General features: G+C 62.5%; 20 protein-coding genes. 5 read left to right on the top strand and 15 right to left on the bottom strand.

What is annotated here, in order from left to right:
* Nucleotides 1–338 precede the first annotated feature (338 nt).
* The 7 genes from P0Y58_03315 to P0Y58_03285 form a co-directional block, all read right to left on the bottom strand.
* The gene (locus P0Y58_03315) at nucleotides 339–1,232 is read right to left on the bottom strand and encodes an ABC transporter permease subunit (protein ID WEK31235.1); all 894 of its coding nucleotides are present in this window, start codon (nucleotides 1,230–1,232) and stop codon (nucleotides 339–341) included.
* A complete protein-coding gene (locus P0Y58_03310; protein WEK31234.1) occupies nucleotides 1,229–2,149 on the bottom strand; it encodes an ABC transporter permease subunit in 921 nt (306 codons plus the stop codon). The genes P0Y58_03315 and P0Y58_03310 overlap by 4 nt, the downstream gene beginning before the upstream one ends.
* Nucleotides 2,146–3,288 carry a polyamine ABC transporter ATP-binding protein gene (gene potA / locus P0Y58_03305; GenBank protein WEK31233.1) on the bottom strand — a complete coding sequence of 381 codons (1,143 nt, stop codon included), beginning with the start codon at nucleotides 3,286–3,288 and terminating at the stop codon, nucleotides 2,146–2,148. The genes P0Y58_03310 and potA overlap by 4 nt, the downstream gene beginning before the upstream one ends.
* 71 nt (nucleotides 3,289–3,359) lie before the next feature.
* Complete coding sequence (locus P0Y58_03300) at nucleotides 3,360–4,454, bottom strand: polyamine ABC transporter substrate-binding protein (protein ID WEK31232.1); 1,095 nt, start codon at nucleotides 4,452–4,454, stop codon at nucleotides 3,360–3,362.
* Nucleotides 4,455–4,612: 158 nt separating this feature from the next.
* Nucleotides 4,613–5,710, bottom strand: coding sequence for a polyamine ABC transporter substrate-binding protein (locus P0Y58_03295; GenBank protein ID WEK31231.1), 1,098 nt, complete (start codon nucleotides 5,708–5,710; stop codon nucleotides 4,613–4,615).
* 169 nt (nucleotides 5,711–5,879) lie between these two features.
* Nucleotides 5,880–7,241, bottom strand: coding sequence for an aspartate aminotransferase family protein (locus tag P0Y58_03290; protein WEK31230.1), 1,362 nt, complete (start codon nucleotides 7,239–7,241; stop codon nucleotides 5,880–5,882).
* A 48-nt stretch (nucleotides 7,242–7,289) separates the two neighbouring features.
* Nucleotides 7,290–8,648, bottom strand: a complete 1,359-nt coding sequence (locus P0Y58_03285; protein ID WEK31229.1) for a glutamine synthetase family protein — start codon at nucleotides 8,646–8,648, stop codon at nucleotides 7,290–7,292.
* Between the two features lie 574 nt (nucleotides 8,649–9,222).
* Here P0Y58_03285 and P0Y58_03280 point away from each other — a divergent pair.
* Complete coding sequence (locus tag P0Y58_03280; GenBank protein WEK31228.1) at nucleotides 9,223–10,599, top strand: glutamine synthetase family protein; 1,377 nt, start codon at nucleotides 9,223–9,225, stop codon at nucleotides 10,597–10,599.
* A 151-nt stretch (nucleotides 10,600–10,750) separates the two neighbouring features.
* Here P0Y58_03280 and argA read toward each other — a convergent pair whose 3' ends face one another.
* Together argA and argE are read right to left on the bottom strand one after the other, a co-directional pair.
* Nucleotides 10,751–12,049 (bottom strand): amino-acid N-acetyltransferase, encoded by a 1,299-nt coding sequence (gene argA / locus P0Y58_03275; protein WEK31227.1) that lies wholly within the window; start codon nucleotides 12,047–12,049, stop codon nucleotides 10,751–10,753.
* A gap of 124 nt (nucleotides 12,050–12,173) precedes the next feature.
* Nucleotides 12,174–13,316: an acetylornithine deacetylase gene (gene argE / locus P0Y58_03270; GenBank protein ID WEK31226.1), complete on the bottom strand. Its 1,143-nt coding sequence runs from the start codon at nucleotides 13,314–13,316 to the stop codon at nucleotides 12,174–12,176.
* A 113-nt stretch (nucleotides 13,317–13,429) separates the two neighbouring features.
* Between argE and P0Y58_03265 the strand changes: the two genes are divergently transcribed.
* Nucleotides 13,430–14,806, top strand: a complete 1,377-nt coding sequence (locus tag P0Y58_03265) for a CYTH domain-containing protein (protein WEK31225.1) — start codon at nucleotides 13,430–13,432, stop codon at nucleotides 14,804–14,806.
* A gap of 39 nt (nucleotides 14,807–14,845) precedes the next feature.
* Here the strand turns inward: P0Y58_03265 and P0Y58_03260 are convergent, their stop codons facing one another.
* On the bottom strand, nucleotides 14,846–15,316 hold the full coding sequence (locus tag P0Y58_03260; GenBank protein ID WEK31224.1) for an Lrp/AsnC family transcriptional regulator: 471 nt from the start codon (nucleotides 15,314–15,316) through the stop codon (nucleotides 14,846–14,848).
* Between the two features lie 126 nt (nucleotides 15,317–15,442).
* Between P0Y58_03260 and P0Y58_03255 the strand changes: the two genes are divergently transcribed.
* The 3 genes from P0Y58_03255 to P0Y58_03245 all read left to right on the top strand — a co-directional run bounded on the left by P0Y58_03255 (nucleotide 15,443) and on the right by P0Y58_03245 (nucleotide 18,038).
* Nucleotides 15,443–15,748 (top strand): hypothetical protein, encoded by a 306-nt coding sequence (locus P0Y58_03255; GenBank protein WEK31223.1) that lies wholly within the window; start codon nucleotides 15,443–15,445, stop codon nucleotides 15,746–15,748.
* A gap of 214 nt (nucleotides 15,749–15,962) precedes the next feature.
* Nucleotides 15,963–17,636, top strand: coding sequence for a GspE/PulE family protein (locus tag P0Y58_03250; GenBank protein ID WEK31222.1), 1,674 nt, complete (start codon nucleotides 15,963–15,965; stop codon nucleotides 17,634–17,636).
* 87 nt (nucleotides 17,637–17,723) lie between these two features.
* Nucleotides 17,724–18,038: a DUF2388 domain-containing protein gene (locus P0Y58_03245; protein WEK31221.1), complete on the top strand. Its 315-nt coding sequence runs from the start codon at nucleotides 17,724–17,726 to the stop codon at nucleotides 18,036–18,038.
* 111 nt (nucleotides 18,039–18,149) lie between these two features.
* Here P0Y58_03245 and gcvP read toward each other — a convergent pair whose 3' ends face one another.
* The 5 genes from gcvP to P0Y58_03220 form a co-directional block, all read right to left on the bottom strand.
* Nucleotides 18,150–21,023 carry an aminomethyl-transferring glycine dehydrogenase gene (gene gcvP, locus P0Y58_03240; GenBank protein WEK31220.1) on the bottom strand — a complete coding sequence of 958 codons (2,874 nt, stop codon included), beginning with the start codon at nucleotides 21,021–21,023 and terminating at the stop codon, nucleotides 18,150–18,152.
* A gap of 195 nt (nucleotides 21,024–21,218) precedes the next feature.
* Nucleotides 21,219–21,602: a glycine cleavage system protein GcvH gene (gcvH, locus tag P0Y58_03235; GenBank protein ID WEK31219.1), complete on the bottom strand. Its 384-nt coding sequence runs from the start codon at nucleotides 21,600–21,602 to the stop codon at nucleotides 21,219–21,221.
* 51 nt (nucleotides 21,603–21,653) lie between these two features.
* A complete protein-coding gene (gene gcvT, locus P0Y58_03230; protein WEK31218.1) occupies nucleotides 21,654–22,736 on the bottom strand; it encodes a glycine cleavage system aminomethyltransferase GcvT in 1,083 nt (360 codons plus the stop codon).
* A gap of 123 nt (nucleotides 22,737–22,859) precedes the next feature.
* Entirely contained in the window at nucleotides 22,860–24,482 is a 1,623-nt protein-coding gene (locus tag P0Y58_03225) for an iron ABC transporter permease (protein WEK31217.1), read from the bottom strand.
* Nucleotides 24,483–24,644: 162 nt separating this feature from the next.
* A complete protein-coding gene (locus P0Y58_03220; GenBank protein WEK31216.1) occupies nucleotides 24,645–25,646 on the bottom strand; it encodes an extracellular solute-binding protein in 1,002 nt (333 codons plus the stop codon).
* Nucleotides 25,647–25,721: the final 75 nt, after the last annotated feature.

Genomic DNA, 25,721 nt, shown 5'->3' with positions numbered 1-25,721 from the left:
CGCCGCCCGCGCGGCGCTTCGCGGGGCAAGCCCGCTCCCACATCTATTTCTGGCCAGTTATGCCTGTGACATTGGCGCGCGTACCCTGTGGTGCATTGCTCGATACCGCGTCGTACAAACAAGGGGGCGAGCGCCAATGCTTCAGGAATTATTGGACCGAAACAGATGTGGGAGCGGGCTTGCCCCGCGAAGCGCCGCGCGGGCGGCGCTCGATCTCACAGGCACCGAAGATGTTGTGACAGGCACATAGAGGCCCATCCACTATCGCAAGACTGGCCCATGGAGACTAAATGACCAGACACCCCACAAAGCCGAAGCCCTGTGGGGTGCCCGCAAGGTCAAGCCGAAGCGGCCACTTGAGTAGGGCGCTTCACCTGCGGCTGCGAAGCATTGGCTGCAGCCCCTTCTTCGATGGCCTGCTGAATCGCCCGGCGGCGGTTCTCTTCGGCACGGCGGCTGAAGAACCAGACAAAGAAGGTCACCAGCGACACCGACAGCAGGATCAAGCTGGCCACGGCGTTGATCTCAGGCTTCACGCCCAACCGCACCGCCGAGAATACTTCCATCGGCAAGGTGGTCGAACCCGGGCCGGACACGAAGCTGGCCAATACCAGGTCATCCAGCGACAGCGCGAACGACATCATGCCGCCCGCCGCCAGCGACGGCGCGATCATCGGGATGGTGATCAGGAAGAACACCTTCCAAGGCTTGGCACCCAGGTCCATCGCCGCTTCTTCGATCGACAGGTCCAGTTCACGCAACCGCGCCGACACTACCACCGCCACATATGCCGCGCAGAACGTGGTGTGGGCGATCCAGATGGTGACGATGCCGCGCTCCTGCGGCCAGCCGATCATCTGCGCCATGGCCACGAACAGCAGCAACAGCGACAGACCGGTGATCACCTCAGGCATTACCAGCGGCGCGGTGACCAGGCCACCGAACAGCGTGCGGCCCTTGAAGCGGGTGACCCGGGTCAGCACGAAGGCTGCCAGGGTACCCAATGCCACCGCCGCCACCGCCGTGTAGCAGGCAATTTCCAGCGAGCGCATCACCGAACCCATCAGCTGGGTGTTGTCGAGCAAACCGACGTACCACTTGATCGACCAGCCGCCCCACACTGTCACCAGCTTGGAGGCGTTGAACGAGTAGATCACCAGGATCAGCATCGGCAGGTAGATGAACAGCAAGCCGAGCACCAGCATCAGCTTGGAGAAACTGAAGCGTTTCATGCGCGGCCCTCCATTTCTTTAGCCTGGCTGCGGTTGAACAGCAGGATCGGCACGATCAGGATCGCCAGCATCACCACCGCAAGCGCAGAGGCTACCGGCCAGTCACGGTTGTTGAAGAACTCTTGCCACAGCACCTTACCGATCATCAGCGTTTCCGGGCCGCCAAGCAGTTCAGGAATCACGAACTCGCCCACTACCGGAATGAACACCAGCATGCAGCCGGCGATGATGCCGTTCTTCGACAGCGGCACGGTGATTTTCCAGAAGCTGTTGAAGGTGCTGGAACCCAGGTCCGATGACGCCTCAAGCAGGCTCTGGTCGTGCTTAACCAGGTTAGCGAACAGCGGCAAAATCATGAACGGCAGGTACGAATAGACCACGCCGATGTACACCGCCAGGTTGGTGTTGAGAATCTGCAGCGGCTGATCGATCAAACCGGTCCACAACAGGAAGCCATTGAGCAGGCCGTTGTTGCTGAGGATGCCCATCCAGGCGTAGACGCGGATCAGGATCGCGGTCCAGGTCGGCATCATGATCAGCAACAGCAAAACCGTCTGGGTCTCTTTCTTGGCGTTGGCAATGGCGTAGGCCATCGGGAAGCCGATCAGCAGGCACAACACGGTGCTGATGAACGCCATCTTCAGCGAGCCCAGGTAGGCAGACAGGTACAGCTCATCCTCGGTCAACAGGCCGTAGTTGGCCAGGTTGAGCACCAGCTGGATCTTGTCTTCGACGTAGCTGTAGATCTCGGTATACGGCGGGATCGCCACGTCGGCTTCGGCGAAGCTGATCTTCAACACGATGAAGAAAGGCAGCATGAAGAACAGGAACAGCCAGATGAACGGCACGCCGATCACCACATGCCGCCCCTTCGGGGTCAGGCGCTGGAAGGCTCGTTTGAGCTTGCGCAGTTTCATGACCGCAGTACCACGCCGCTGTCGTCTTCCCACCACACGTACACTTCATCGCCCCAGGTAGGGCGGGTGCCCTGGCGCTCGGCGTTGGCGACAAACGACTGGACGACCTTGCCGCTCGGCAGCTCCACGTAGAACACCGAGTGGCCACCCAGGTAGGCGATGTCGTGCACCTTGCCGCGCGACCAGTTGTGCTCGCAAGTCGGCTGCTGGGTAGTCACCAGCATCTTCTCCGGACGCAACGCGTAGGTGATGTGCTTGTCTTCCACCGAGGTGGTGATGCCGTGGCCGACGTAGATCTTGCGCTCCAGTTCCGGGCTGGCAATGATCGCGTGGCCTTCGGCGTCGTCGACCACTTCACCTTCGAACAGGTTGACGTTGCCGATGAACTCGCACACCAGGCGGCTGGTGGGGGTCTCGTAGATGTCCACCGGCGAACCGATCTGGGCGATCCAGCCCAAATGCATGATGGCGATGCGCTGGGCCATGGTCATGGCCTCTTCCTGGTCGTGGGTCACCATCACGCAGGTCACGCCCACGCGCTCGATGATTTCCACCAGTTCCAGCTGCATCTGCGAACGCAGCTTCTTGTCCAGTGCACCCATCGGCTCGTCGAGCAGCAGCACCTTGGGGCGCTTGGCCAGCGAGCGGGCCAGGGCCACACGTTGGCGTTGGCCGCCCGACAGCTGGTGCGGCTTGCGCTTGGCGTACTGGGTCATGTGCACCAGCTTGAGCATCTCGGCCACCCGGGCCTCGATGTCGGCCTTGGGCATCTTGTCCTGCTGCAGGCCGAACGCGATGTTCTGCGCCACGGTCATGTGCGGGAACAGCGCGTAGGACTGGAACATCATGTTGATCGGCCGCTCGTAGGGCGGCATGTCGGTGATGTCGACGCCATCGAGGAAAATCCGCCCTTCGGTAGGGCGCTCGAAGCCGGCCAGCATGCGCAACAAGGTCGATTTGCCCGAACCGGAGCCGCCCAGCAGGGCGAAGATCTCGCCCTTGCGGATTTCCAGGGACACATCGTCCACGGCTATGGTTTCGTCGAACTTCTTCGTGACCCGGTCGATTTTGACCAGCACCTGCTTGGGTTGCTGGCCACCCTCGAGGGCTTTTTTATAGGCACCGGAGGCAACTGCCATGAGTGAAACTCCCAACAAGATTTTTGTGCCCGCGCGGCCTGGTCTACAGGTGCGCTGCGGGTCTGGATTTGTTACTTGCCCGACTTGACCTTGGTCCAGCTACGGGTCATCAGCCGTTGCACCTTGGGTGGCAACTCTGAGTTCACGAACATCTTGTCCAGCACTTCCTGCGGTGGGTAAACCGCAGCGTCAGTCCTCACGGCCTGGTCCATCAGGTCGCCAGCCTTGGGGTTCGGGTTGGCGTAACCGACGTAATCACTGACCTGGGCGATAACCTCAGGCTTCAGCAAATAGTTGATGAAGGCATGCGCCTCTTTGACGTTCTTGGCGTCCTTGGGGATCGCCAGTACGTCGAACCAGAGGTTGCCGCCTTCCTTGGGAATGGCGTAGGCCAGGTTCACGCCCTTTTTCGCTTCTTCAGCGCGGGCCTTGGCCTGGAAGATGTCACCCGAGAAGCCTGCCGCGACGCAGATGTCGCCGTTGGCCAGGTCGGTGATGTACTTCGAGGAGTGGAAATAGGTCACGTACGGGCGCACAGCCAACAGCTTGGCTTCGGCCTTCTTGTAATCCTCAGGGTCGGCACTGTTGGGGTTCAGGCCCATGTAGTTGAGCACCGCTGGCAGCATTTCGTCCGCCGAGTCGAGGAAGGCCACGCCGCACTTGGAGAGCTTCTTCATGTTCTCGGGTTCGAACAGCACGGCCCAGGAGTCGATGGTGTCCACGCCCAGCGCGGCCTTCACCTTGTCGACGTTGTAACCGATGCCGTTGGTACCCCAGAGGTAAGGCACGGCGTACAGGTTGCCCGGATCGTTCTTTTCCAGGCGCTTCATCAACGCCGGGTCGAGGTTGGAATAATTGGGCAGCAGGTTCTTGTCGAGCTTCTGGAAGGCGCCCGCCTTGATCTGCTTGCCGAGGAAATGGTTGGACGGCACGACCACGTCATAGCCGGTATTACCGGCCAGCAGCTTGCCTTCCAGGGTTTCGTTGGAGTCGAACACGTCCTGCACGGGCTTGATGCCCGTGGCTTTCTCGAAGTCCACGAGTGTGGTCGGGCCGATGTAGTCGGACCAGTTGTAGAAGTGCACCGTAGGCGCCGCTTGGACGCTGCATGCCAGCGTCAGGCCCGCACCAGCCATCAGGGCCTTGCGGATTACAGAAATAGACAAGTGGGTGCTCCTTACAATCAGTGCCTGGATAGCGACAATGCTGCCGCACACGCAAAACCGGCGCGCAACTTACCTTCGCAGCTTCGATGCCGCAATCATCAATTGCCTTTCACTGGCTCTGGGCCGGAAAACACCGGCCCAGAGGTGCCGCATCGGGGTTATTTGCCCGACTTGATCTTGGTCCAGCTGCGGGTGATCACACGATTGATCGAGGCGTCTGGCGCGGCGATCGCGTACAGCTGCTTCTTCACTTCGGCAGGCGGGTAGATGCTCGGGTCACCGCTGATGTCTTTGTCCACCAGCGCAGTGGCAGCCTGGTTGCCGTTCGGGAAGCGCACGGCGTTGGTGATCTCGGCCATGATTTCCGGCTGCATCAGGAAGTTCATGAACTGGTAGGCGGCGTCTTTATGCTCGGCATCCTTGGGGATGGCGACCATGTCATAGAAGGTACCGGCACCTTCTTTCGGAATGACGTAGTCCACTTTGACCTTGTCGCCGGCTTCGTGGGCACGAGCCTTGGACTGCTCCAGGTCACCCGAGTAACCGACGGCCACGCAGATGTTGCCGTTGGCCATGTCGCCAATGTACTTGGACGAGTGGAAGTAGGTGATCGAAGGACGGATCTTGAGGAACAGGTCCTCGGCGGCCTTCAGGTCTTCTTTCTTGGTGCTGTTGCTCGGCAGGCCCAGGTAGTGCAGCGCGGCCGGGATCATCTCGGTCGGGGCATCCAGGAAGCTCACGCCGCAGCTCTTGAGCTTGGCGATGTTCTCAGGCTTGAACACGGCGTCCCACGAGTCGATGTGGTCGACGCCCAGCGCGGCCTTGACCTTCTCCGGGTTGTAGCCGATGCCGATGGAGCCCCACATGTACGGGAAGGCGTGCTTGTTGTCCTTGTCGCTGGCATCGCCAACGGCTTTGAGCAGGTCCGGGTCGAGGTTCTTCCAGTTCGGCAGCTTGGAACGGTCCAGTTCCTCGTACACACCGGCCTTGATCTGCTTGGCCAGGAAGTTGTTGGACGGCACCACGATGTCGTAGCCCGACTTGCCTGCCAGCAGCTTGGCTTCGAGGGTTTCGTTGCTGTCGAAGACGTCGTACTTGACCTTGATACCGGTCTGCTTCTCGAACTTGGCGATGGTCTCCGGCGCGATGTAATCCGACCAGTTGTATACGTTCAACACCTTGTCGTCAGCCTGTGCAGCAGTAGCCATGGCACCCATCAGGGCTGCGGCCAGCAACGTCTTGCCCATATTCTTCATGCGTAATGCTCCAGAATTTTTATTTAGCCTTCCGTTCAGCAGCCAGGACCCACGGTGCAGAGCGCGCGGCGACTGAAACAGTCGCTAGTCTGGCAAGTTACAAGGCTCTGTTTCAAGGTAAGCAGAGCCTTGTAACGACTTAATGTCACATCGCTAGCCTAGCAGGTGATCAGTTGATCGCCTCCAGGGTCAGATCGAGGCATTTGCGCGCCTTTTCCACCAGTTCGTCGATCTGCGCATGGCTGATGACCAGCGGCGGCGCGATGATCATGGTGTCCCCCACCGCCCGCATGATCAGGCCGTTTTCAAAGCAGAAGTTACGGCAGATCATGCCCACGCCCTTGCCCTCGTAACGGCTGCGGGTGGCTTTGTCCTTGACCAGCTCGATCGCGCCAAGCATGCCCAGGCCGCGTACTTCACCCACCAGCGGGTGGTCCTGCAGCTCACGCAAACGCTTTTGCAAATACGGTGCCGCTTCGGTGCGCGCATTCTCGACAATTTTTTCGTCGCGCAGAATCCGCAGGTTTTCCAGGCCCACTGCAGCCGCTACCGGGTGGCCCGAATAGGTAAAGCCGTGGTTGAAGTCACCGCCTTCGCTGATCACCTTGGCCACTTTGTCACGCACGATCACACCGCCCATGGGGATGTAACCGGAGGTCAGGCCTTTGGCGATGGTCATCAGGTCGGGTTTGAGGTCGTAGTAGTCAGAGCCGAACCACTCGCCGGTACGGCCGAAACCACAGATGACTTCGTCGGCAACAAACAGGATGTCGTACTTGGCAAGGATCTCCTTCACCTTCGGCCAGTAGGTCTCAGGCGGGATGATCACGCCGCCGGCGCCCTGGATCGGCTCGGCGATGAAGGCGGCAACATTGTCTTCGCCGACTTCGAGGATTTTCTTTTCCAACTGCTCAGCAGCCCAGACACCGAATTCATCCGGAGTCATGTCGCCACCTTCACCGAACCAGTACGGCTGCGGGATATGCACGATGCCAGGGATCGGCAGGCCGCCCTGCTCGTGCATGCCACTCATACCGCCCAGGCAAGCACCGGCGAACGTGGAGCCATGGTAGCCGTTGATACGGCCGATGATGGTCTGCTTGTGCGGCTTGCCCTTCAGCGCCCAGTAGTGGCGCACCATGCGCAGCACGGTGTCGTTGCCCTCGGAGCCGGAGCCGGTGAAGAACACATGGGTCATGCCCTCGGGCGCCACATCGGTGATCGCCTTGGCCAGTTCCAGTGCTGGCGGGTGAGCGGTCTGGAAGAACAGGTTGTAGTACGGCAGCTCGCGCATCTGCTTCTCGGCCGCCTGCACCAGTTCTTCCCGACCATAGCCGACTGCCACGCACCACAGGCCGGCCATGCCATCGAGGATCTTGTTGCCCTCGCTGTCCCACAAATGCACACCCTGCGCCTTGGTAATGATGCGCGGCCCCTTTTCCTTCAACTGCTTGTAGTCAGAAAAGGGTGCAAGGTGGTGCTCGCCGCTCAGGTTCTGCCATTCACGGGTTTGCGGGTTGTTGACGCTCATTTGCCTCTCCAGTTTCCGGTGGCCACGTACACGCAGCCTCAGGGTTGATCAGACAGCGAACAGCAGGAACTCACGTTCCCAGGAGCTGATGACACGTTTGAAATTTTCATGCTCGGCGCGCTTGGTGGCGACGTAGCCGGTGATGAACTTCTTGCCCAGGTACTGCACCAGCGCACGGCTGTTCTCCATGCGTTCCAGGGCGTCTTCGATGGTCAGTGGCAGGCGCAGGTTGCGGCGCTCGTACCCACGGCCCTGTACTGGCGCGCTGGCCTCGATGCCTTCGACCATGCCGATGTAGCCACACAGCAGGCTGGCGGCAATGGCCAGGTACGGGTTGGCGTCGGCGCCCGGCAGGCGGTTCTCGACCCGGCGGCTTTGCGGGCCGGCATCCGGTACGCGCAGGCCGACGGTGCGGTTTTCTTCGCCCCACTCCACGTTCACCGGTGCCGACGTGTCGGGCAGGAAGCGGCGGAACGAGTTGACGTTGGGGGCGAACAGCGGTAGCGCTTCGGGGATAAACTTCTGCAGGCCACCGATGTGGTTGAGGAACAGATCGCTCATGCTGCCGTCTTCATTGCTGAAGATGTTCTTGCCGGTGGCCAGGTCGACCACGCTCTGGTGCAGGTGCATGGCACTGCCCGGCTCGCCGGTCATCGGCTTGGCCATGAAGGTAGCGGCCACGTTGTGCTTGAGCGCGGCCTCGCGCATGGTGCGCTTGAACACCAGGATCTGGTCGGCCAGGTGCAGGGCGTCGCCGTGACGGAAGTTGATTTCCATCTGCGCCGTGCCGTCTTCGTGAATCAGCGTGTCCAGGTCCAGTTGCTGCAGTTCGCACCAGTCGTAGACGTCTTCGAACAGCGGGTCGAATTCGTTGGCCGCTTCGATCGAGAACGACTGGCGGCCGGTCTCCGGGCGGCCCGAACGGCCTACCGGGGGCTGCAACGGGAAGTCCGGGTCTTCGCTGCGTTTGGTCAGGTAGAACTCCATCTCCGGCGCGACAATCGGCTGCCAGCCCTTGTCGGTGTAGAGTTTGAGGACTTTCTTCAAGACGTTGCGCGGCGACAGTTCGACCGGGTTGCCCTTCTTGTCGTAGGTGTCGTGAATCACCTGCGCAGTCGGCTCGATGGCCCACGGCACAAGGAACACGGCATTCTCGTCGGGGCGGCAGATCATGTCGATGTCGGCCGGGTCGAGCAGTTCGTAATAGATGTCGTCGTCGACGTAGTCGCCGGTCACGGTCTGCAGCAGCACGCTCTCGGGCAGACGCATGCCTTTTTCGGCGATGAATTTGTTGGTGGGCGAAATCTTGCCGCGTGTAATGCCGGTCAGGTCACTGATCATGCATTCGACTTCGGTGATCTTGTGCTCTTTCAACCAATCGGTGAGCTGGTCGAGGTTGTTACTCATAAATACCTCAGGAGGTAAGGTGGTCCGCGACTTGATTCTGGATGGAGTGGATTGCTAAAGCAAAAAACCCCGCGCAGAGCCACAGTGGATACACTGAAATCAGCTGTGTCCGAAATGAGTTCAAAAGGCAGAAAGACGAAACGAAGGGCAGCAAGCCGCTGCGAGGGCGGGTCCGGCAACGCCAAACGTCAATTATTGCGGCCAGGGCGGCAGCACCATTGACGAAGCTTGCAAAAACGACAGAGGTACCCGTTGGCACTGCGCAGGCAGTGCTTTCAGGTCGCGGCAAGCGGACCATGTGACCCTCGTATTATTGTGTTCTGGGTTGTGACCGAGCTTAGCCTTGTTCATTTTTTTACACAACACCCGCGTAAAAAATAAAAGACGGCACGCTTGAGATAGCCCTTCAGAGGTGAAATAGCGGATAATGGCATGCCCCGATATGCAGCAAATCTGCCGTAGATGTGCCATTTCAGGGCATCATGGGGTTGGCTTGACATCAGTATGGCTTTTCGATTGACTGGTCCTGCAAGCCCCCCTTGATTGATATTTTTAACAACAAAGGTGTTGCATCATGTCGGTACCCCCGCGTGCCGTTCAGCTTAACGAAGCGAACGCGTTCCTTAAGGAACATCCTGAGGTTCTCTACGTTGACCTTCTGATTGCAGATATGAATGGTGTGGTGCGTGGCAAGCGCATTGAGCGCACCAGCCTCCACAAGGTTTACGAGAAAGGCATCAACCTGCCGGCCTCCCTCTTCGCCCTGGACATCAACGGTTCCACCGTCGAAAGCACCGGGCTTGGCCTGGACATCGGCGATGCTGACCGCATCTGCTACCCGATTCCCGACACGCTCTGTAATGAGCCGTGGCAAAAGCGCCCTACTGCCCAGCTGCTGATGACCATGCACGAGATCGAAGGCGAGCCGTTCTTCGCCGACCCTCGTGAAGTGCTGCGTCAGGTGGTGAGCAAGTTCGACGAACTGGGCCTGACCATCTGCGCTGCATTCGAGCTGGAGTTCTACCTGATCGACCAGGAGAACGTGAACGGCCGCCCGCAGCCGCCGCGCTCGCCCATCTCGGGCAAACGCCCGCAGTCGACCCAGGTGTATCTGATCGACGACCTCGACGAATATGCCGACTGCCTGCAGGACATCCTCGAAGGCGCGAAAGAACAAGGCATCCCGGCCGACGCCATCGTCAAGGAAAGCGCCCCGGCGCAGTTCGAAGTCAACCTGCACCACGTGGCCGACCCGCTCAAGGCGTGCGATTACGCGGTACTGCTCAAGCGGTTGATCAAGAACATCGCCTACGACCATGAAATGGACACCACCTTCATGGCCAAGCCCTACCCGGGCCAGGCAGGCAACGGCCTGCATGTACACATTTCCGTGCTGGACAAAGATGGCAACAACATCTTCACCAGCGAGGATCCCGAGCAGAACGCCGCGCTTCGTCACGCAATCGGCGGTGTGCTCGAGACCCTGCCCGCGTCCATGGCGTTCCTTTGCCCGAACGTCAACTCGTACCGCCGCTTTGGCGCGCAGTTCTATGTACCGAACGCGCCAAGCTGGGGCCTGGACAACCGCACCGTGGCCCTGCGCGTGCCGACCGGTTCGGCGGACGCTGTACGCATCGAGCACCGCGTGGCCGGTGCCGACGCCAACCCGTACCTGATGATGGCTGCCGTGCTGGCCGGTGTACACCACGGCCTGACCAACCAGATCGAGCCGGGGGAGCCAGTAGAGGGTAACTCGTACGAACAACACGAGCAGAGCCTGCCGAACAACTTGCGCGATGCCCTGCGCGAGCTGGACGACAGCGAGATCCTGAACAAGTACATCGATCCGAAGTACATCGACATCTTTGTCGCGTGCAAGGAAAGCGAGCTGGAGGAGTTCGAGCACTCGATCTCCGACCTTGAGTACAACTGGTACCTGCATACCGTGTAAACAAAAACGCCGCCCACAAGGGCGGCGTTTTTCATTCCGGACCGCGTCGCCTGCTTCGCGGGCACGCCCGCTCCCACAGGTACATCACAATCTTCAAGCCTTGTGATTACCCTGTGGGAGCGGGCGTGCCCGCGAAGAGGCCAGTGCAGGCTTACAGAGACTTCTCGAAAATCTTCGAATTGCGCTGGTAGTTGTACAGCGAGGCCCGCGCCGAGGGCAGCCGCTCTACCCCGCTAGGCGCAAACCCACGCTCACGGAACCAGTGCGCCGTACGGGTCGTAAGCACGAACAGGGTATTCAAGCCCATCTGCCGCGCCCGGCTCTCGATACGCTCCAGCAATTCATCCCCACGCCCGCCGTGGCGGTATTCCGGGTTCACCGCCAGGCACGCCAGTTCACCAGCCTCGGAATCGGCAATCGGGTACAACGCCGCACAGGCGATGATCATGCCCTCGCGCTCGACCACACTGAACTGCTCGATCTCCCGCTCCAGCACTTCACGCGAGCGGCGCACCAGGATGCCCTGCTCTTCCAACGGGCTGATCAGGTCCAGCAGGCCGCCAACATCCTCGATGGTCGCCTCGCGCACCACTTCGAACTGCTCCTGCGACACCAGCGTACCGCCACCACCACGGGTGAACAGCTCGGTCAGCAACGCACCGTCTTCGGCATAACTGACGATGTGGCTGCGTGCCACGCCGCCCTTGCAGGCCTCGGCGGCGGCATCCAGCAGCTCGCCCTGGTAGTCGCTGCCCAAGCGCTGCAGGTGCGGGGCAACCTGCTGCGGGCGCAGTTCCTTCACCAGCTTGCCGTCCGCATCCAGCAGGCCCGGATCGGCACCGAACAGCAGCAGCTTGTCGGCCCCCAGTTCGATGGCGGCGCGGGTGGCCACGTCTTCGCAGGCCAGGTTGAAGATTTCGCCGGTGGGCGAGTAGCCCAGCGGCGACAGCAGCACGATGGAGCGCTCGTCGAGCAGGCGGCTGATGCCCTTGCGGTCGACCCGGCGCACTTCGCCGGTGTGGTGGTAGTCCACCCCTTCAAGCACACCGATCGGCCGCGCAGTGACCAGGTTGCCAGACGCCACGCGCAGGCGCGAGCCCTGCATCGGCGAAGCGGCGATGTCCATCGACAGGCGCGCTTCGATGGCCAGGCGCAGGGCGCCAACGGCATCGATCACGCAGTCCAGGGTGGCGGCATCGGTAATACGCAGGCCATGGTGGTAGTGCGGGGTCAGCCCGCGATCGGCCAGCCGGCTTTCGATCTGCGGGCGCGAGCCATGCACCAGCACCAGGCGCACGCCAAGGCTGTGCAGCAGCACCAGGTCGTGGACGATGTTGCCGAAATTAGGGTGTTCCACCCCATCGCCAGGGAGCATGACCACGAAGGTGCAGTCGCGATGGGCATTGATGTACGGGGAGGCATGACGCAGCCAGTTGACGTAGTCGGGCATGACAGGGCCTGTGGATAAGTGGACGGAGAACGGCGATACAAGGGGCGTTCAGGATCATCGTCGGAACAGGCTTGCGGTCACGCGCGGTCTCCTCTAGGCAGGAACGAATCAGCTCGATTGACGTTTAGTGCAGGCAATAGTGCCGGATCAGGTCACGTAATAGACGCACGGTAGGCTCGATTCGTGACATTTCAAGGTATTCGCCGGGCTGGTGGGCACAGGCGATGTCGCCAGGGCCCAGCACGATGGTCTGGCAGCCCAGTTGCTGAAGATAAGGCGCTTCGGTACCGAACGCCACCGCTTCGGCGCGATGGCCGGTCAGGCGTTCTGCCACCTGCACCAGTTCGGCATCGGCAGCCTCTTCGAACGGCGGCACCTCGGGAAACAACGGCGCGTAGTCGATACGCACCTCAAAACGCTCTGCCACGGGCACCAGCTTGTCGCGGATGGCCGCGCGCAATAGTTCCGCATCCATGCCCGGCAATGGGCGCAGGTCGAACTCCAGGGCGCACTGCCCGCAAATACGGTTAGGGTTGTCACCACCGTGGATACAGCCGAAGTTCATGGTTGGGGTCGGCACGGTGAACTGTGGGTTGCGGTAGGTTTGCTGCCATTGCTGGCGCAGCCCCATCAGCTCGGCCATTACCGCGTGCATGGCCTCCAGGGCGCTGCGGCCGAGGCTTGGGTCCGACGAATGGCCGCTGCGCCCGAGGATGTCGATGCGGTCCATCAGAATGCCTTTGTGCATGCGGATCGGCCGCAGGCCGGTAGGCTCGCCGATCACCGCTGCGCGGCCCAGTGGCTGGCCGGCCTCGGCCAGGGCGCGGGCACCGGACATGGAGCTTTCTTCGTCGCAGGTGGCGAGGATCAGCAGTGGCTGCTTGAAATCGTGCTCCAACAGCGGGATGACGGCTTCGATGACCAGGGCGAAAAAGCCCTTCATGTCGCAGCTGCCCAGGCCGACCCAGCGGCCATCGACCTCGGTCAGCTTCAGCGGGTCGCTGGCCCACAGTTGTTCGTCATAAGGGACGGTGTCGCTGTGCCCGGCCAGCACCAGGCCCCCAGGGCCGCTGCCACGGCTGGCCAGCAGGTTGAACTTGCCCGGGCATACCTGCTGGATGTCGCATTTGAAACCCAGGTCGCCCAGCCACCCCGCCAGCAGGTCGATGACCTGGCGGTTGGACTGGTCCAGCGCGGGCTGGGTGCAACTGACCGAAGGCGCGGCGATCAGGGCGGCAAACTGGTCTTTCAGCGTCGGCAACGGCATGCAGGTACTCCTCGGAAGCGTTGACCATCATAGGACTATCCGCTGTCTGGAATAAACCGTTGACGGCCGACTGCTGTAGACTCTGTGCCAACCACGCCCCCTTCGAGTCTGTGATGCACAAAGAAACTGAACTCAAGCTCCGCGCCAGCCGCGAGACTCTTGCCGCCCTGCGCGAGCACCCCCTGCTGAAAAAGCGCAACAAGTCCGGCTGGCAGACCCGCGAACTGACCAACCAGTACTTCGACACCCCCGAGCGCGAGCTGTCCGCCGCCCGTGTCGCCCTGCGCCTGCGCCGCGATGGCGATGCCGTCATCCAGACCCTCAAGTGCCGCGGCACCAGCGTGGCCGGCCTGTCCGAGCGCAACGAGTACGAATGGCAGCTGGAGAAGGCCAAGCTCGACCTGAAGAAGCTGGACGCCACCTGCTGGCCCGAGCAACTGGCTGACCTGGACAAGAAAACCATCAAGCCGCTGTTCACCACCGACTTCAGCCGCGAATACGCCGAAATCGCCTGGGGCCGTGGCAAGAGCAAAGTGGTGATCGAGGCCGCACTGGACCAGGGCTTCGTGATCGCGGGCAAACGCAAGGAAGAGATCTGCGAGCTGGAGCTGGAGCTGCGTGAAGGAGATCCGCAAGCACTGCTGGAGCTGGCCGCCGAGCTGGCCGCCAGCCTGCCGCTGATGCCCTGCGACATCAGCAAGGCCGAGCGTGGCTACCGCCTGCTGGAGCCGGACAGCTACGAGCTGGGCCTGCCACACACCGAGCTGGAAGCGGAAATGGCGCTGGACGACGCTTATGCCGCACTGGCCTGGCAACTGCTGGGCAGCAGCCAGCGCCTGGCCGAGCAGTACCGCCACAACGGCCACTGGCGCCTGCTGCAGGACTGGGTCGAGTGCCTGAGCGAACTGCGCGCCCTCACCGCCAGCCTTGGCCAGGCCGCACCCCGTGCCGCCACCCGCGACCTGCGCAGCAGCCTCGACGCCCTGCTCGAAGACTGGCGCCCGCTGGTACAGGCCGGTACTGATGACGAAGACATCCGCCGCGCCGCCCCCGAGCAGTTCGCAGAAGAGCTGGAAGATGTGCGCTGGGGCCAGTTCTCGCTGGAAACCTCGCGCTGGCTGCTGGCCCGTAGCTGGACCGTGGAGCGTAAAGGCCGTGGCGAACGCCAAGGCAAGGCGCAGCTGACCAGCTGGCTGGCACACCTGCTGGGCGAGGAAGGCCGTGCGTTGAAGCTGCCGTTGTATACCCAGCGCCCGGAAGACCTGGCCGAGCAACTGCCGCGTATCGAACAACTGCTGACCTGGCTGCACCATGCCCGCCAGGTGCTGGAAGCGCCGCAGATGGACCGCCTGTATGGCGACCTGAAAAAGCTGCACGAGCTGGCTGAGCTGCCACTGGGCGAAGAGCCTGATGAACTGCTTGAGGCGCGTATCGAACAAGCGCGTGCAGTGGATCAGAGCCGCGGCTGGAAGCACCTGCTCAAGGCCTGATACCGGGTCACCTGATTCGCGGGTTTACCCGCGAATACCTCACCGCGACAGTGGCAGGCTGGTGGTGGACTTGATTTCGGAAAGCGCCACAATCGAGTTCACCTCCTGAATCCCCGGCACGTTCGACAGCTTTTCGAAGAAGAACCGTTCATAAGCTTCGATGTCCGACGTGACGATGCGCAGCAGAAAGTCCACCGCCCCCATCAGCACATAACACTCCAGCACTTCCGGGAACCCGCGGATCGCCTCGGTGAACTCGGTGAAGTTGGAGCGCCCGTGGGCGTTCAGCTTCACTTCAGCGAAAATCTGCGTGTTCAGGCCGACCTTCTTGCGGTCCAGCAAGGTCACCTGCCCGCGAATCACCCCCTCTTCCTTCAAGCGCTGTATGCGCCGCCAGCACGGCGATTGCGAAAGCCCAACACGCTCGGCGATCTGCGCGCTGGACAGTGAAGCGTCCTCTTGCAGCAGTTCGAGAATGCGGCGGTCGTAGGCGTCCAGCTCGCTATGCATTATTAAATCTCCAGAAAGGCACTGCCCGAATTGATCAATTCGCGAATACCGTGAAATCGTCAAATGATAGCGAAAAAATGCCGCCGCCAACGTGCAAGAATTTCTCCCACATTCGCGGAGACCAGCATGAACGCACAGCCCCGTACCGACGCCTGGGCCGCCAGCAACGCCCACAGCACCGTGCACTATCGCCTGCAGGCCGAGGCCGAGCCGGACAGCCTGTGCCGCGTGCTCAACCTGTTTGCCCTGCAGTTCCTGACCCCGCATAGCGTGCAGGTCAGCCAGCAGGATGACTGGCTGGATATCGAAGTCGGCATTGGCGGCCTGAGCTGGCACCGGGCCGAGGTGATTGCGCAGAAACTGCGTAACCTGGTGTGTGTGGGTGAGGTGAGCCTGAGCAATGCACAGCGGGTGGCGTTGGCGGTGGTCTGAACCCTCTGCTGTACCTGTGCCGGCCTCTTCGCGGGCTCGCCCGCTCCCACAGGATTTCCGCCGACCTCACGCCCGGTGGTGTACCTGTGGGAGCGGGCATGCCCGCGAAGAGGCCAGTACAGGCAGCGCAAAATCCCGAAACCTTTCACCGCCAGCAACCTTCCCCCGCCCGGCTAGCCTTGATCAGCACCCCCCTCAGGCACGGACGCCAACCATGCACACCCCCGATAACCCGGCACTCGACCTCAAGCGCGTGCTTCAGGCCCTGCTCGCTGACCAGCTGCTGCACGCCAACGATACGCGGTCAGTAATCGACCACGCCGCCGCCCACCCATCCGGCCACCCGCTGGAACACATTGCCGCCTGCTGCCTGGAAGACCGCCGACAACCTGGCCAACTGCTGGACCTGGACCGCCTCTGTCAATGGCTGGCCGACAAGGTCGGCCAGCCTTACCTGCGTATCGACCCCATGCAGCTCGACCTGCCCCAGGTCGCCGGCCTGGTATCCCCAGCTTTTGCTCAGCGCCACGACATCCTCATTGTCGCCGACGACCCGGCCGGTATCACCGTAGCTTGCGCCCAGCCCTACCAGGACGACTGGCAGGCAGACCTGGCCCGCAGCCTGGGCCGGCCGATCCGCCGCGTACTGGCCAGCCCGATACAGATCCGCCAGTCAGGGCAGTCGTTTCACCGCCTGGCCCAGTCGGTAAAAGGCGCGCAGCACCAGCAGTCGGCCAGCCTGGGCGAACTCGAACAGTTGCTGGAGCTGGGCAAGCGCCAGACCGAGGCCAGCGCCAACGACGCGCACATCGTGCATATCGTCGACTGGCTGCTGCAATACGCGATTGAACAGCGTGCCAGCGATGTCCACCTGGAACCCCGGCGCGAACAGGGCCAATTGCGCTACCGCATAGATGGCCTGCTGCACACCGTCTATGCCTTCCCTGCCGGGGTTACCCTGGCACTGGTCAGCCGCCTGAAACACCTGGGCCGCATGGACGTTGCAGAAAAGCGCCGGCCACAGGATGGCCGCCTGCAAAGCCGGTTACCGGGAGGGGGCGAAGTGGAGCTGCGGCTGTCGACCCTGCCGACTCCGTTCGGCGAAAAGCTGGTATTGCGCCTGTTCGACCCACACCAACTGCACCAGGGCTTCGACCGCCTGGGCCTTGAGGGGTCGCAGCTGGCTCAGTGGCAAAGCCTGCTGCGCCAGCGCCAGGGCATCATCCTGGTCACCGGCCCCACCGGTTCCGGCAAGACCAGCACGCTGTACGCCAGCCTCAAGCTGCTGGCCACGCCGCAGGTCAACCTGTGCACCATCGAAGACCCGATCGAGCGCCTGGAACCAGCCTTCAACCAGCTGCAGGTGCAGCCCGCACTGGACCTGGGCTTTGCCAGCGGCGTGCGGGCCATGCTGCGCCAAGACCCGGACATCATCATGATCGGCGAAATCCGTGACCGTGAAACTGCCTTGGTGGCGGTGCAGGCAGCCCTGACCGGGCACCTAGTGCTCTCGACCCTGCATACCAACGACGCCTGCGCCGCGATCACCCGCCTGCAAGAGCTGGGTGTGGCCGACTACCTGATCAAGGCGACGCTCGTCGGCGTGATGGCCCAGCGCCTGGTACGCACTCTGTGCACGGATTGCCAGGCGACTGCATCAGCCAACTGCCGTACCTGCCGGGGCACCGGCTTTCACGGGCGCACGGGTTTGTTTGAACTGCTTGAGCCCAGCGAGAGCCTGCGGGCACTGATCGGCCCGAACGCCGACCTGACCCGGTTAAGGCGCCAGGCACTGGCCGACGGCCTGGTGGATCTGCGCCGCTGTGGAGAAGCCAAAGTAGCCTGCGGGCAAACGCGTGAGGAGGAAGTGCTGCGCGTCTGCAGCTGACGAAAAGCCCCTTGTATTCAGGAACTTGCCTCGTCGGAAAAGATCCAACCGCGCATCTTCAACCCTCACCCTTCGAGGTGTTTCAACATGCGTCTCAAAACCGCCATCGCCGCCGCTGCCTTGCTTTCACTGCCAATGGGCTCGGCCATGGCCGATACCTTCTGGCGTAACGTGATGACTTCCGGTGCTACTACTGCATCGAGCTACCTGACCTCACGCGATCACAAGCTGGTAGTTGCTGCGCAGGATGACGCCAGCAGCTTCGTCGCCAGCGAAGGCGCGATCCGCGGGCCGTTCCTGGAAGCAGCCATGCGCCAGACACGGGCCGAGAACCCTGGGATGCAGGCGTCCGACATGGAACTGGCCAATGCCATCCTGGCCAAGAATGCGCTAGCCGAATAACCGCGTTGCCTGCTTCGCGGGCTTGCCCGCTCCCACAAGTACTGCACCAGCCTCGGGCGCTGCACAGTACCTGTGGGAGCGGGCAAGCCCGCGAAGAATCCAACACCGATTTCAGCGATAAGCCTCCACCGGTACACACGAACAGAACAGGTTCCGGTCCCCATACACATTGTCCACCCGGTTCACCGCCGGCCAGTATTTGTGCTGGCGCACATGCGCACTGGGCGCCACCGCCTGCTCCAGGCTATAGGGTCTGTCCCACACCCCCAACACATCAGCCAGCGTATGCGGCGCATGTTTGAGCGGGTTGTTCTCCGCAGGCCAGTTACCCTCCTGCACCTCGGCAATTTCTGCGCGAATCGCCAGCATCGCCTCGACAAACCGGTCCAGCTCGGCCTTCGACTCGCTCTCGGTAGGCTCGATCATCAGCGTGCCCGGCACCGGGAATGACATGGTCGGGGCGTGAAAACCATAGTCCATCAGGCGCTTGGCCACGTCTTCTTCGCTGATGCCCGTCAGTGCCTTCAACGGCCGCAGGTCGAGGATGCACTCATGCGCCACCCGCTGATTGCGCCCGCGATAGAGCACCGGGAAGGCGCCGCCCAACTGGCTGGCCAGGTAGTTGGCCGAAAGGATCGCCACCTCGCTGGCATCGGCCAGCTGCGGCCCCATCATGGCGATGTACATCCAGCTGATTGGCAGGATGCTCGCACTGCCCCAGGGCGCGGCGCTGACCGCGCTGTTGTTCGGGTCCAGGCCGGGTACCGGCACCACCGGGTGGCTGGCTACGAACGGCGTGAGGTGCGCGCGGATACCAATCGGCCCCATGCCCGGGCCGCCACCGCCGTGGGGTATGCAGAAGGTCTTGTGCAGGTTCATGTGCGAGACATCGGCACCCATGTCGGCCGGACGTGCCAGGCCCACCTGGGCATTGAGGTTGGCGCCGTCCATGTACACCTGGCCACCGTGCTGATGGACCACCTCGCAGATTTCGCGAATACCCTCTTCGTACACACCGTGAGTGGACGGATAGGTGACCATCAGGCACGCCAGGCGCTCCCCGGCCGCGCGGGCCTTGGCCTTGAGGTCGGCCAGGTCGACGTTGCCGTGGTCGTCGCAATCTACGATCACCACCTCCATACCCGCCATTTGCGCCGACGCCGGGTTGGTGCCGTGGGCTGACGACGGAATCAGGCACAGCGTGCGCTGTGGCTGGTGCCGGCTGCGATGGTAGCGGGTAATGGCCATCAGGCCTGCGTACTCGCCCTGGGCGCCAGAGTTGGGCTGCATGCAGATGGCATCGAAGCCGGTGATCGCGCATAGCCAGCGTTCCAGCTCGTCGATCATCGCCTTGTAGCCGGTGGCCTGCCCTGCTGGGGCAAACGGGTGCAGCTGGGCGAAACCGGGCCAGGTGATCGGGATCATCTCGCTGGTGGCGTTGAGCTTCATGGTGCATGAGCCCAGCGGGATCATCGACTGGTTCAGCGCCAGGTCCTTGTTCTCCAGCTGCTTGAGATAACGCAGCATCTCGGTTTCGCTGTGGTGCAGGTTGAACACCGGGTGGGCGAGGAACGGGGTGCGCCGCACCAGGCTGGAAGGTATGCCTTCGGGCAGGGCCAACTGGTCGAGGGCGGCGATCTCCAGGCCGTGATCCACGCCCAGGAAGATATCCAGCAGGCGCAACACCGTCTGTTCGTTGCAGGTTTCGTCCAGGCTCACGCCCAGGTGACCACGGCCCAGTATGCGCAGGTTGATTTGCGCAGCTTCAGCACTTTCGATAATGGCTGCCTGAGCACCACCTACATCCAGTGTGAGGGTGTCGAAGAAATGCTGGTTGAGCCGCTTGATGCCTTTGGCTTCAAGGCCTGCAGCCAGAATGAAAGTCAGCCGGTGCACGCGCTGGGCGATACGTTGCAGGCCTTCGGGGCCGTGGTACACCGCGTAGAAGCCGGCAATGTTGGCCAACAGCACCTGGGCCGTGCAGATGTTGGAGTTGGCCTTCTCGCGGCGGATATGCTGCTCGCGGGTTTGCAGGGCCATGCGCAGCGCAGTGTTGCCGCGGGCGTCACGCGAGACGCCAATGATGCGCCCCGGCATGGCACGCTTGTAATCGTCGCGGCAGGCGAAATAGGCCGCGTGGGGGCCGCCGTAGCCCATCGGCACGCCGAAGCGCTGGGTCGAGCCCAGCACCACATCGGCGCCCAGCTCGCCGGGTGGCGTCAGCACCACAAGGCTGAGCAGGTCGGCCGCCACGCAGGCCAGCGCCTGTTGGCTGTGAAGATGGTCGATCAGCGGGCGCAGATCGCGCACCTCGCCGTGGGTGTCAGGGTACTGCAACAAAGCGCCGAACACTGCGTGCCTGGCAAGGTTATCCACAGCGTCGACGATCAGTTCAAAGCCAAAGCCCTCGGCCCGGGTCTTGAGTACCGACAGTGTCTGCGGGTGGCAGTGCTCGTCGGCGAAGAAGGCGTTGCTCTTGTTGCGCGCCATCCGCTTGGCCAGGGCCATGGCCTCGGCGGCGGCCGTGGCTTCATCGAGCAGCGAAGCATTGGCCAGCGCCAGCCCGGTAAGGTCGATGACCATTTGCTGGAAGTTCAGCAGCGCCTCCAGGCGGCCCTGGGCGATTTCCGGTTGATACGGCGTATAGGCGGTGTACCAGCCGGGGTTTTCCAGCACATTGCGCAGGATCACCGTGGGGGTGATGGTGCCGTGGTAGCCCATGCCGATCAGGTTGGTCCAGACCTGGTTCTGCTCGGCGTAGCCGGCGAGTTTGGCCAGGGCGGCCTGCTCGTCCAGCGCAGCTGGCAGGTCGAGGGGGCGATTGAGGCGGATATCTGGTGGTACGGTCTGCTCGATCAGCTCGTTGCGGCTGGCGACACCCAACGCGCTGAGCATGGCCTGCTGCTCTGTGGCATCAGGGCCCAGGTGGCGACGCAGGAAAGGGTTGAGCTCTTGCAGTTGCTGCAGGGATGGCGACTGGGACATGACGACGCTCTCTTCCTGGACATAGTCTCATGGAGACTTACAAGTCTAGGAAGGGATTGCCGATTTTGCGGGGAAACTTGCGTTGCCAGTACCGGCCTCTTCGCGGGCACGCCCGCTCCCACAGGTTAAGCACAGGCCCAAGGCTGGCGGTATCGCTGTGGGAGCGGGCGTGCCCGCGAATCAGGCGACGCGGTCTTACTCGCCGATGGCAGCCTTGTAGGCAGCAGCATCCAGCAACTTGTCCAGCTCGGCCGGGTTGCTTGGCTTGAGCTTGAAGATCCACGACTCGTAAGGTTCTTCGTTGAGCGATTCCGGGCTGTCAGCCAGCTCTTCGTTGACTGCGATCACTTCGCCACCGATCGGGGAGTAGATGTCGGAAGCAGCCTTGACCGACTCGACCACACCGGCAGCGTCGCCAGCGGCGAATACCTTGCCGACTTCGGCCAGCTCGACGAACACCACGTCACCCAGCGCTTGCTGGGCGTGGTCGCTGATACCCACGGTCACGCTGCCGTCAGCTTCCAGGCGAGCCCACTCGTGGCTTTCGGCAAAACGCAGGTCGGCGGGGATATTGCTCATGTCTTGAATTCCTCGATTGGCTCAGCGGTACGCCCGCCGGTTATAAATTGTTCAGATCAGGATCTTGCCGTGGCGCACGAAGGTCGGTTTGACCACCCGCACCGGGTACCATTTGCCGCGGATTTCCACCTCGGCCCGGTCACCGGTAGCCATGGGTACGCGCGCAAGGGCAATGGACTTGCTCAGCGTAGGTGAGAAACTACCACTGGTGATCTCCCCTTCGCCAATGCCGGCTACACGCACCACCTGGTGGGCACGCAGCACGCCGCGCTCTTCCAGCACCAGGCCGACCAGTTTTTCCTGCACGCCGTGCTCGATTTCCGCCAGCAGGCCGGCGCGGCCGATAAAGTCGCGCTCGGCTGGCTCCCAGGCGATTGACCAGCCCAGGTTGGAGGTGAGCGGGGTGTGAGCTTCGTCGATGTCCTGCCCGTACAGGTTCATGCCGGCTTCCAGGCGCAGGGTGTCGCGGGCGCCGAGGCCACTGGGGGCGATACCGGCGCCTACCAGGTCGTTGAAGAATGCCACAGCCTGATCGCCCGGGAAGATGATCTCCAGGCCGTCTTCGCCGGTATACCCGGTGCGGGCAATGAACCAGTCACCTTCGGCGACGCCTTCAAACGGGCGCAGCTCGCGAATCAGCGCTGCGCGCGCAGGGCTGAGCAGCGCTGCGACCTTTTCGCGGGCACGCGGGCCCTGGATGGCGAGAATGGCCAGATCCGGGCGGACCTGGAAGTCCACGGCAAAACCGGCACGCTGCAGCTGCAGCCAGTCGAGCACCTTGGCCCGGGTGGCCGCGTTGGTGACCAGGCGGTAGCCGGTCTCCGTGCGATAGGCGATCAGGTCATCAATCACCCCGCCCTGTTCGTGCAGCAGCGGGCTGTACAGCGCCTTGCCGGTGTCGTCGAGGCGGGCCACGTCGTTGGCCAACAGGCGCTGCAGCCAAGCGGTGGCATCAGTGCCGTCGACATCGATCACCGTCATGTGGGAAACATCGAAGACGCCGCAGTCGGTGCGCACCTGGTGGTGCTCCTCGACCTGCGAGCCATAGTGCAGGGGCATATCCCAGCCGCCAAAATCGACCGTTTTGGCGCCAAGCGCCAGGTGCAGGTCATACAAAAGCGTGCGCTGTCCCATGGGTTTCTCCTTCCGGGCGTGGCGAAGCGGCGGTGGTCGATGACGTTTAATCGTCAGCTCTTCTTGTAGGACCCACCGCGCGAATGCCGCGCATTGTAGCCGCAAGGACGCTGGCTGGCACCCTCAGTGACTTTGACCGGGTCGACGTGCCGAACGGTGGATCAGGCCGATGACCGGCAGCAGGCCCACCAGCACCAGCGTCAATGCGGGCAGCGAGGCACGTGCCCATTCGCCCTCGCTGGTCATCTCGAACACCCGTACCGCCAAGGTGTCCCAGCCGAACGGTCGCATCAGCAAGGTGGCCGGCATCTCCTTGAGCACGTCGACGAATACCAGCAGGGCGGCGCTGAGGGCGCCGGGCACCAGCAGCGGCAGATACACCTTGAAAAACAATCTCGGGCCACTGACACCCAGGCTGCGCGAAGCCTCGGGCAGAGACGGGCGAATGCGCTCCAGGCTGCTCTCCAGCGGCCCGTAGGCCACGGCGATGAAACGCACCAGGTAGGCCAGCAGCAAGGCCGCAAGGCTGCCCAGCAGCAGCGGCTTGCCTGCCCCGCCCAACCAGCTGGAAAACGGGATGACCACGTGGTTATCGAGGTAACTGAAGGCCAGCATGATCGACACTGCCAGCACCGAACCGGGCAAGGCATAGCCCAGATTGGCCAGGCCGACCCCGGCGCGGATACCACTCGTCGGCGCCTGGCGCCGGGCGAAGGCCAGCAGCAGTGCCACACTCACCGTGACCAGTGCCGCCATGCTGCCCAGGTACAGGGTATGCAGGACCAGGCCGACATAGCGCTCGTCCAGGTCATGTCGGCCGCGTTGCCAGAACCATGCCAGCAACTGCAGCAGCGGGATGACGAAGGCGCAGGCAAACACGAGCAGGCACCAGCCACTGGCCAGCAGCGCCTTGAGCCCGCGCAGGTGGTACAGCGCCTGCGCACGCGGCCGCTCGTTGCCGCTGCGGCTGGCACCCCGGGCGCGACGCTCGCCGTACAACACCAGCATCACTGCCAGCAAGAGCAAGCTTGCCAGTTGGGCCGCGCTGGACAGGCTGAAGAAGCCGTACCAGGTCTTGTAGATGGCCGTGGTGAAGGTATCGAAGTTGAATACCGCCACCGCACCGAAGTCGGCCAGGGTTTCCATCAAGGCCAGGGCAATGCCGGCGCCGATGGCCGGCCTCGCCATGGGTATGGCCACGCGCCAGAATGCCTGCAAAGGAGAAAGGCCCAGCACCCGTGCGGCCTCCATCAGGCCTTTGCCTTGGGCCAGGAACGCAGTGCGCGCCAGCAGGTAGACGTAGGGATAGAACACCAGCACCAGCACAATGATCACCCCGCCGGTGGAACGCACCCGTGGCAGGCGCATCGGCCCGAACACTTCGCGCAGGGCGGTTTGCACCGGGCCGGCGAAGTCCAGCAGGCCGACAAAGACGAACGCCAGCACATAGGCCGGGATGGCGAACGGCAGCATCAGCGCCCAGTCCAGCCAGCGCCGGCCGGGGAACTCGCAGAGGCTGGTGAGCCAGGCCAGGCTCACACCGAGCACGGTAACGCCGATGCCCACGCCAACCACCAGCGTCAGGGTGTTGCCGAGCAGGCGGCTCATCTGGGTGTCGAGCAGGTGCGACCAGATCTGCGTATCGATCGACTGCCAGGACAACAGCAGAACACTCAGGGGCAGCAGCACCAGGGCGGCGATCAGGGAGACCGGGAGGTACCAGCGGCGTTGGGGGGTGTGGGGCAAGGCTTGATTCTCGGTTGCGATGGCGACCGCTGCGCGGTCGTTCGCGGGACAAGCCCGCTCCCACAGGGACTGCACAAGGCATCGATCCTGTGAAGGTCCTGTGGGAGCGGGCTTGTCCCGCGAAGGGGCCTCTGAAGGCCCCGGAAGGATAAGGCCTGGCGCTTAGTTGTAGCCAGCCCGATCCATCAGGCGAATGGCTTCAGCCTGGCGCTTGCCGGCAATTTCCACCGGGATGCTGTCCGCCTTGAAGCTGCCCCACGCCGCCACTTCCTCCGATGGCTTGACCTTCGGGTTGGCCGGGAACTCCTGGTTGATGTCGGCAAACAGCTTTTGCGCTTCTTCGCCGGTCATCCACTCCACCAGCTTTTTCGCCGCTTCCGGGTGTGGCGCATGCTTGGTCAGGCCAATACCCGACAGGTTGACGTGCACGCCACGGTCACCCTGGTTGGGCCAGAAGATCTTCACCGGCAGGTTCGGGTTCTGCTTGTGCAGGCGGCCGTAGTAGTAGGTGTTGACCACGCCCACATCGCACTGGCCGGCCTCGATGGCCTGAATCACCGCGTTGTCGTCGGAGAACACGTCAGTGGACAGGTTGTTGACCCAGCCTTTGACGATTTGCTCGGTCTTCGCTTCGCCATGGGTCTCGATCAGGGTGGCGGTCAGCGACTGGTTGTACACCTTTTTCGCCGTGCGCAGGCACAGACGACCTTCCCACTGGTTGTCGGCCAAGGCTTCGTAGGTGCTCAACTCCTCGGGCTTGACCCGTTCGGTGGAGTAGATGATGGTACGCGCGCGCAGGCTCAGGCCGGTCCAGTCATGGGACGAAGCGCGGTACTGCGGCGGGATGTTCTGGTCAATGATGTCGGACTTGATCGGCTGCAGGATGCCCATCTGCTCGGCTTGCCACAGGTTGCCGGCATCGACGGTCAACAGCAGGTCGGCCACGCCGTTGTCGCCCTCGGCCTTGATGCGTTGCATCAGCGGGGCTTCCTTGTCGGTGATGAACTTGATCTTCACCCCAGTCTTGGCGGTGTAGGCATCGAACACCGGCTTGATCAGCTCGTCGATGCGCGAGGAGTACACCACCACTTCGTCCGCCGCTTGGGCAGTGCCGCCGAACAGGGTCAGGGCCAGGGCGGCCAGTAGGGGCTTGCGTGGCAACATGTGAAGCACTCCTCGGATCGTATGAGAGGTGCAAATGGTAGTGAATCCTATTTTCCAGCTCATCCTTTGAGCAGT

This window comes from Candidatus Pseudomonas phytovorans, assembly GCA_029202525.1.
Classification (GTDB): domain Bacteria; phylum Pseudomonadota; class Gammaproteobacteria; order Pseudomonadales; family Pseudomonadaceae; genus Aquipseudomonas; species Aquipseudomonas phytovorans.
Note: the sequence above shows the minus strand (reverse complement) of the source record. Positions and strands in the feature narration are given on the sequence as shown.

Coding starts and splice junctions, on each gene's coding strand:
- P0Y58_03250 (WEK31222.1), top strand. CDS start 15,963: ATGCACACCCCCGATAACCCGGCACTCGACCTCAAGCGCGTGCTTCAG.
- argA (WEK31227.1), bottom strand. CDS start 12,049: ATGCCCGACTACGTCAACTGGCTGCGTCATGCCTCCCCGTACATCAAT.
- P0Y58_03295 (WEK31231.1), bottom strand. CDS start 5,710: ATGAAGAATATGGGCAAGACGTTGCTGGCCGCAGCCCTGATGGGTGCC.
- P0Y58_03220 (WEK31216.1), bottom strand. CDS start 25,646: ATGTTGCCACGCAAGCCCCTACTGGCCGCCCTGGCCCTGACCCTGTTC.
- P0Y58_03255 (WEK31223.1), top strand. CDS start 15,443: ATGAACGCACAGCCCCGTACCGACGCCTGGGCCGCCAGCAACGCCCAC.
- gcvP (WEK31220.1), bottom strand. CDS start 21,023: ATGTCCCAGTCGCCATCCCTGCAGCAACTGCAAGAGCTCAACCCTTTC.
- argE (WEK31226.1), bottom strand. CDS start 13,316: ATGCCGTTGCCGACGCTGAAAGACCAGTTTGCCGCCCTGATCGCCGCG.
- P0Y58_03280 (WEK31228.1), top strand. CDS start 9,223: ATGTCGGTACCCCCGCGTGCCGTTCAGCTTAACGAAGCGAACGCGTTC.
- gcvH (WEK31219.1), bottom strand. CDS start 21,602: ATGAGCAATATCCCCGCCGACCTGCGTTTTGCCGAAAGCCACGAGTGG.
- P0Y58_03310 (WEK31234.1), bottom strand. CDS start 2,149: ATGAAACTGCGCAAGCTCAAACGAGCCTTCCAGCGCCTGACCCCGAAG.
- gcvT (WEK31218.1), bottom strand. CDS start 22,736: ATGGGACAGCGCACGCTTTTGTATGACCTGCACCTGGCGCTTGGCGCC.
- P0Y58_03315 (WEK31235.1), bottom strand. CDS start 1,232: ATGAAACGCTTCAGTTTCTCCAAGCTGATGCTGGTGCTCGGCTTGCTG.
- P0Y58_03260 (WEK31224.1), bottom strand. CDS start 15,316: ATGCATAGCGAGCTGGACGCCTACGACCGCCGCATTCTCGAACTGCTG.
- P0Y58_03290 (WEK31230.1), bottom strand. CDS start 7,241: ATGAGCGTCAACAACCCGCAAACCCGTGAATGGCAGAACCTGAGCGGC.
- potA (WEK31233.1), bottom strand. CDS start 3,288: ATGGCAGTTGCCTCCGGTGCCTATAAAAAAGCCCTCGAGGGTGGCCAG.
- P0Y58_03245 (WEK31221.1), top strand. CDS start 17,724: ATGCGTCTCAAAACCGCCATCGCCGCCGCTGCCTTGCTTTCACTGCCA.
- P0Y58_03265 (WEK31225.1), top strand. CDS start 13,430: ATGCACAAAGAAACTGAACTCAAGCTCCGCGCCAGCCGCGAGACTCTT.
- P0Y58_03285 (WEK31229.1), bottom strand. CDS start 8,648: ATGAGTAACAACCTCGACCAGCTCACCGATTGGTTGAAAGAGCACAAG.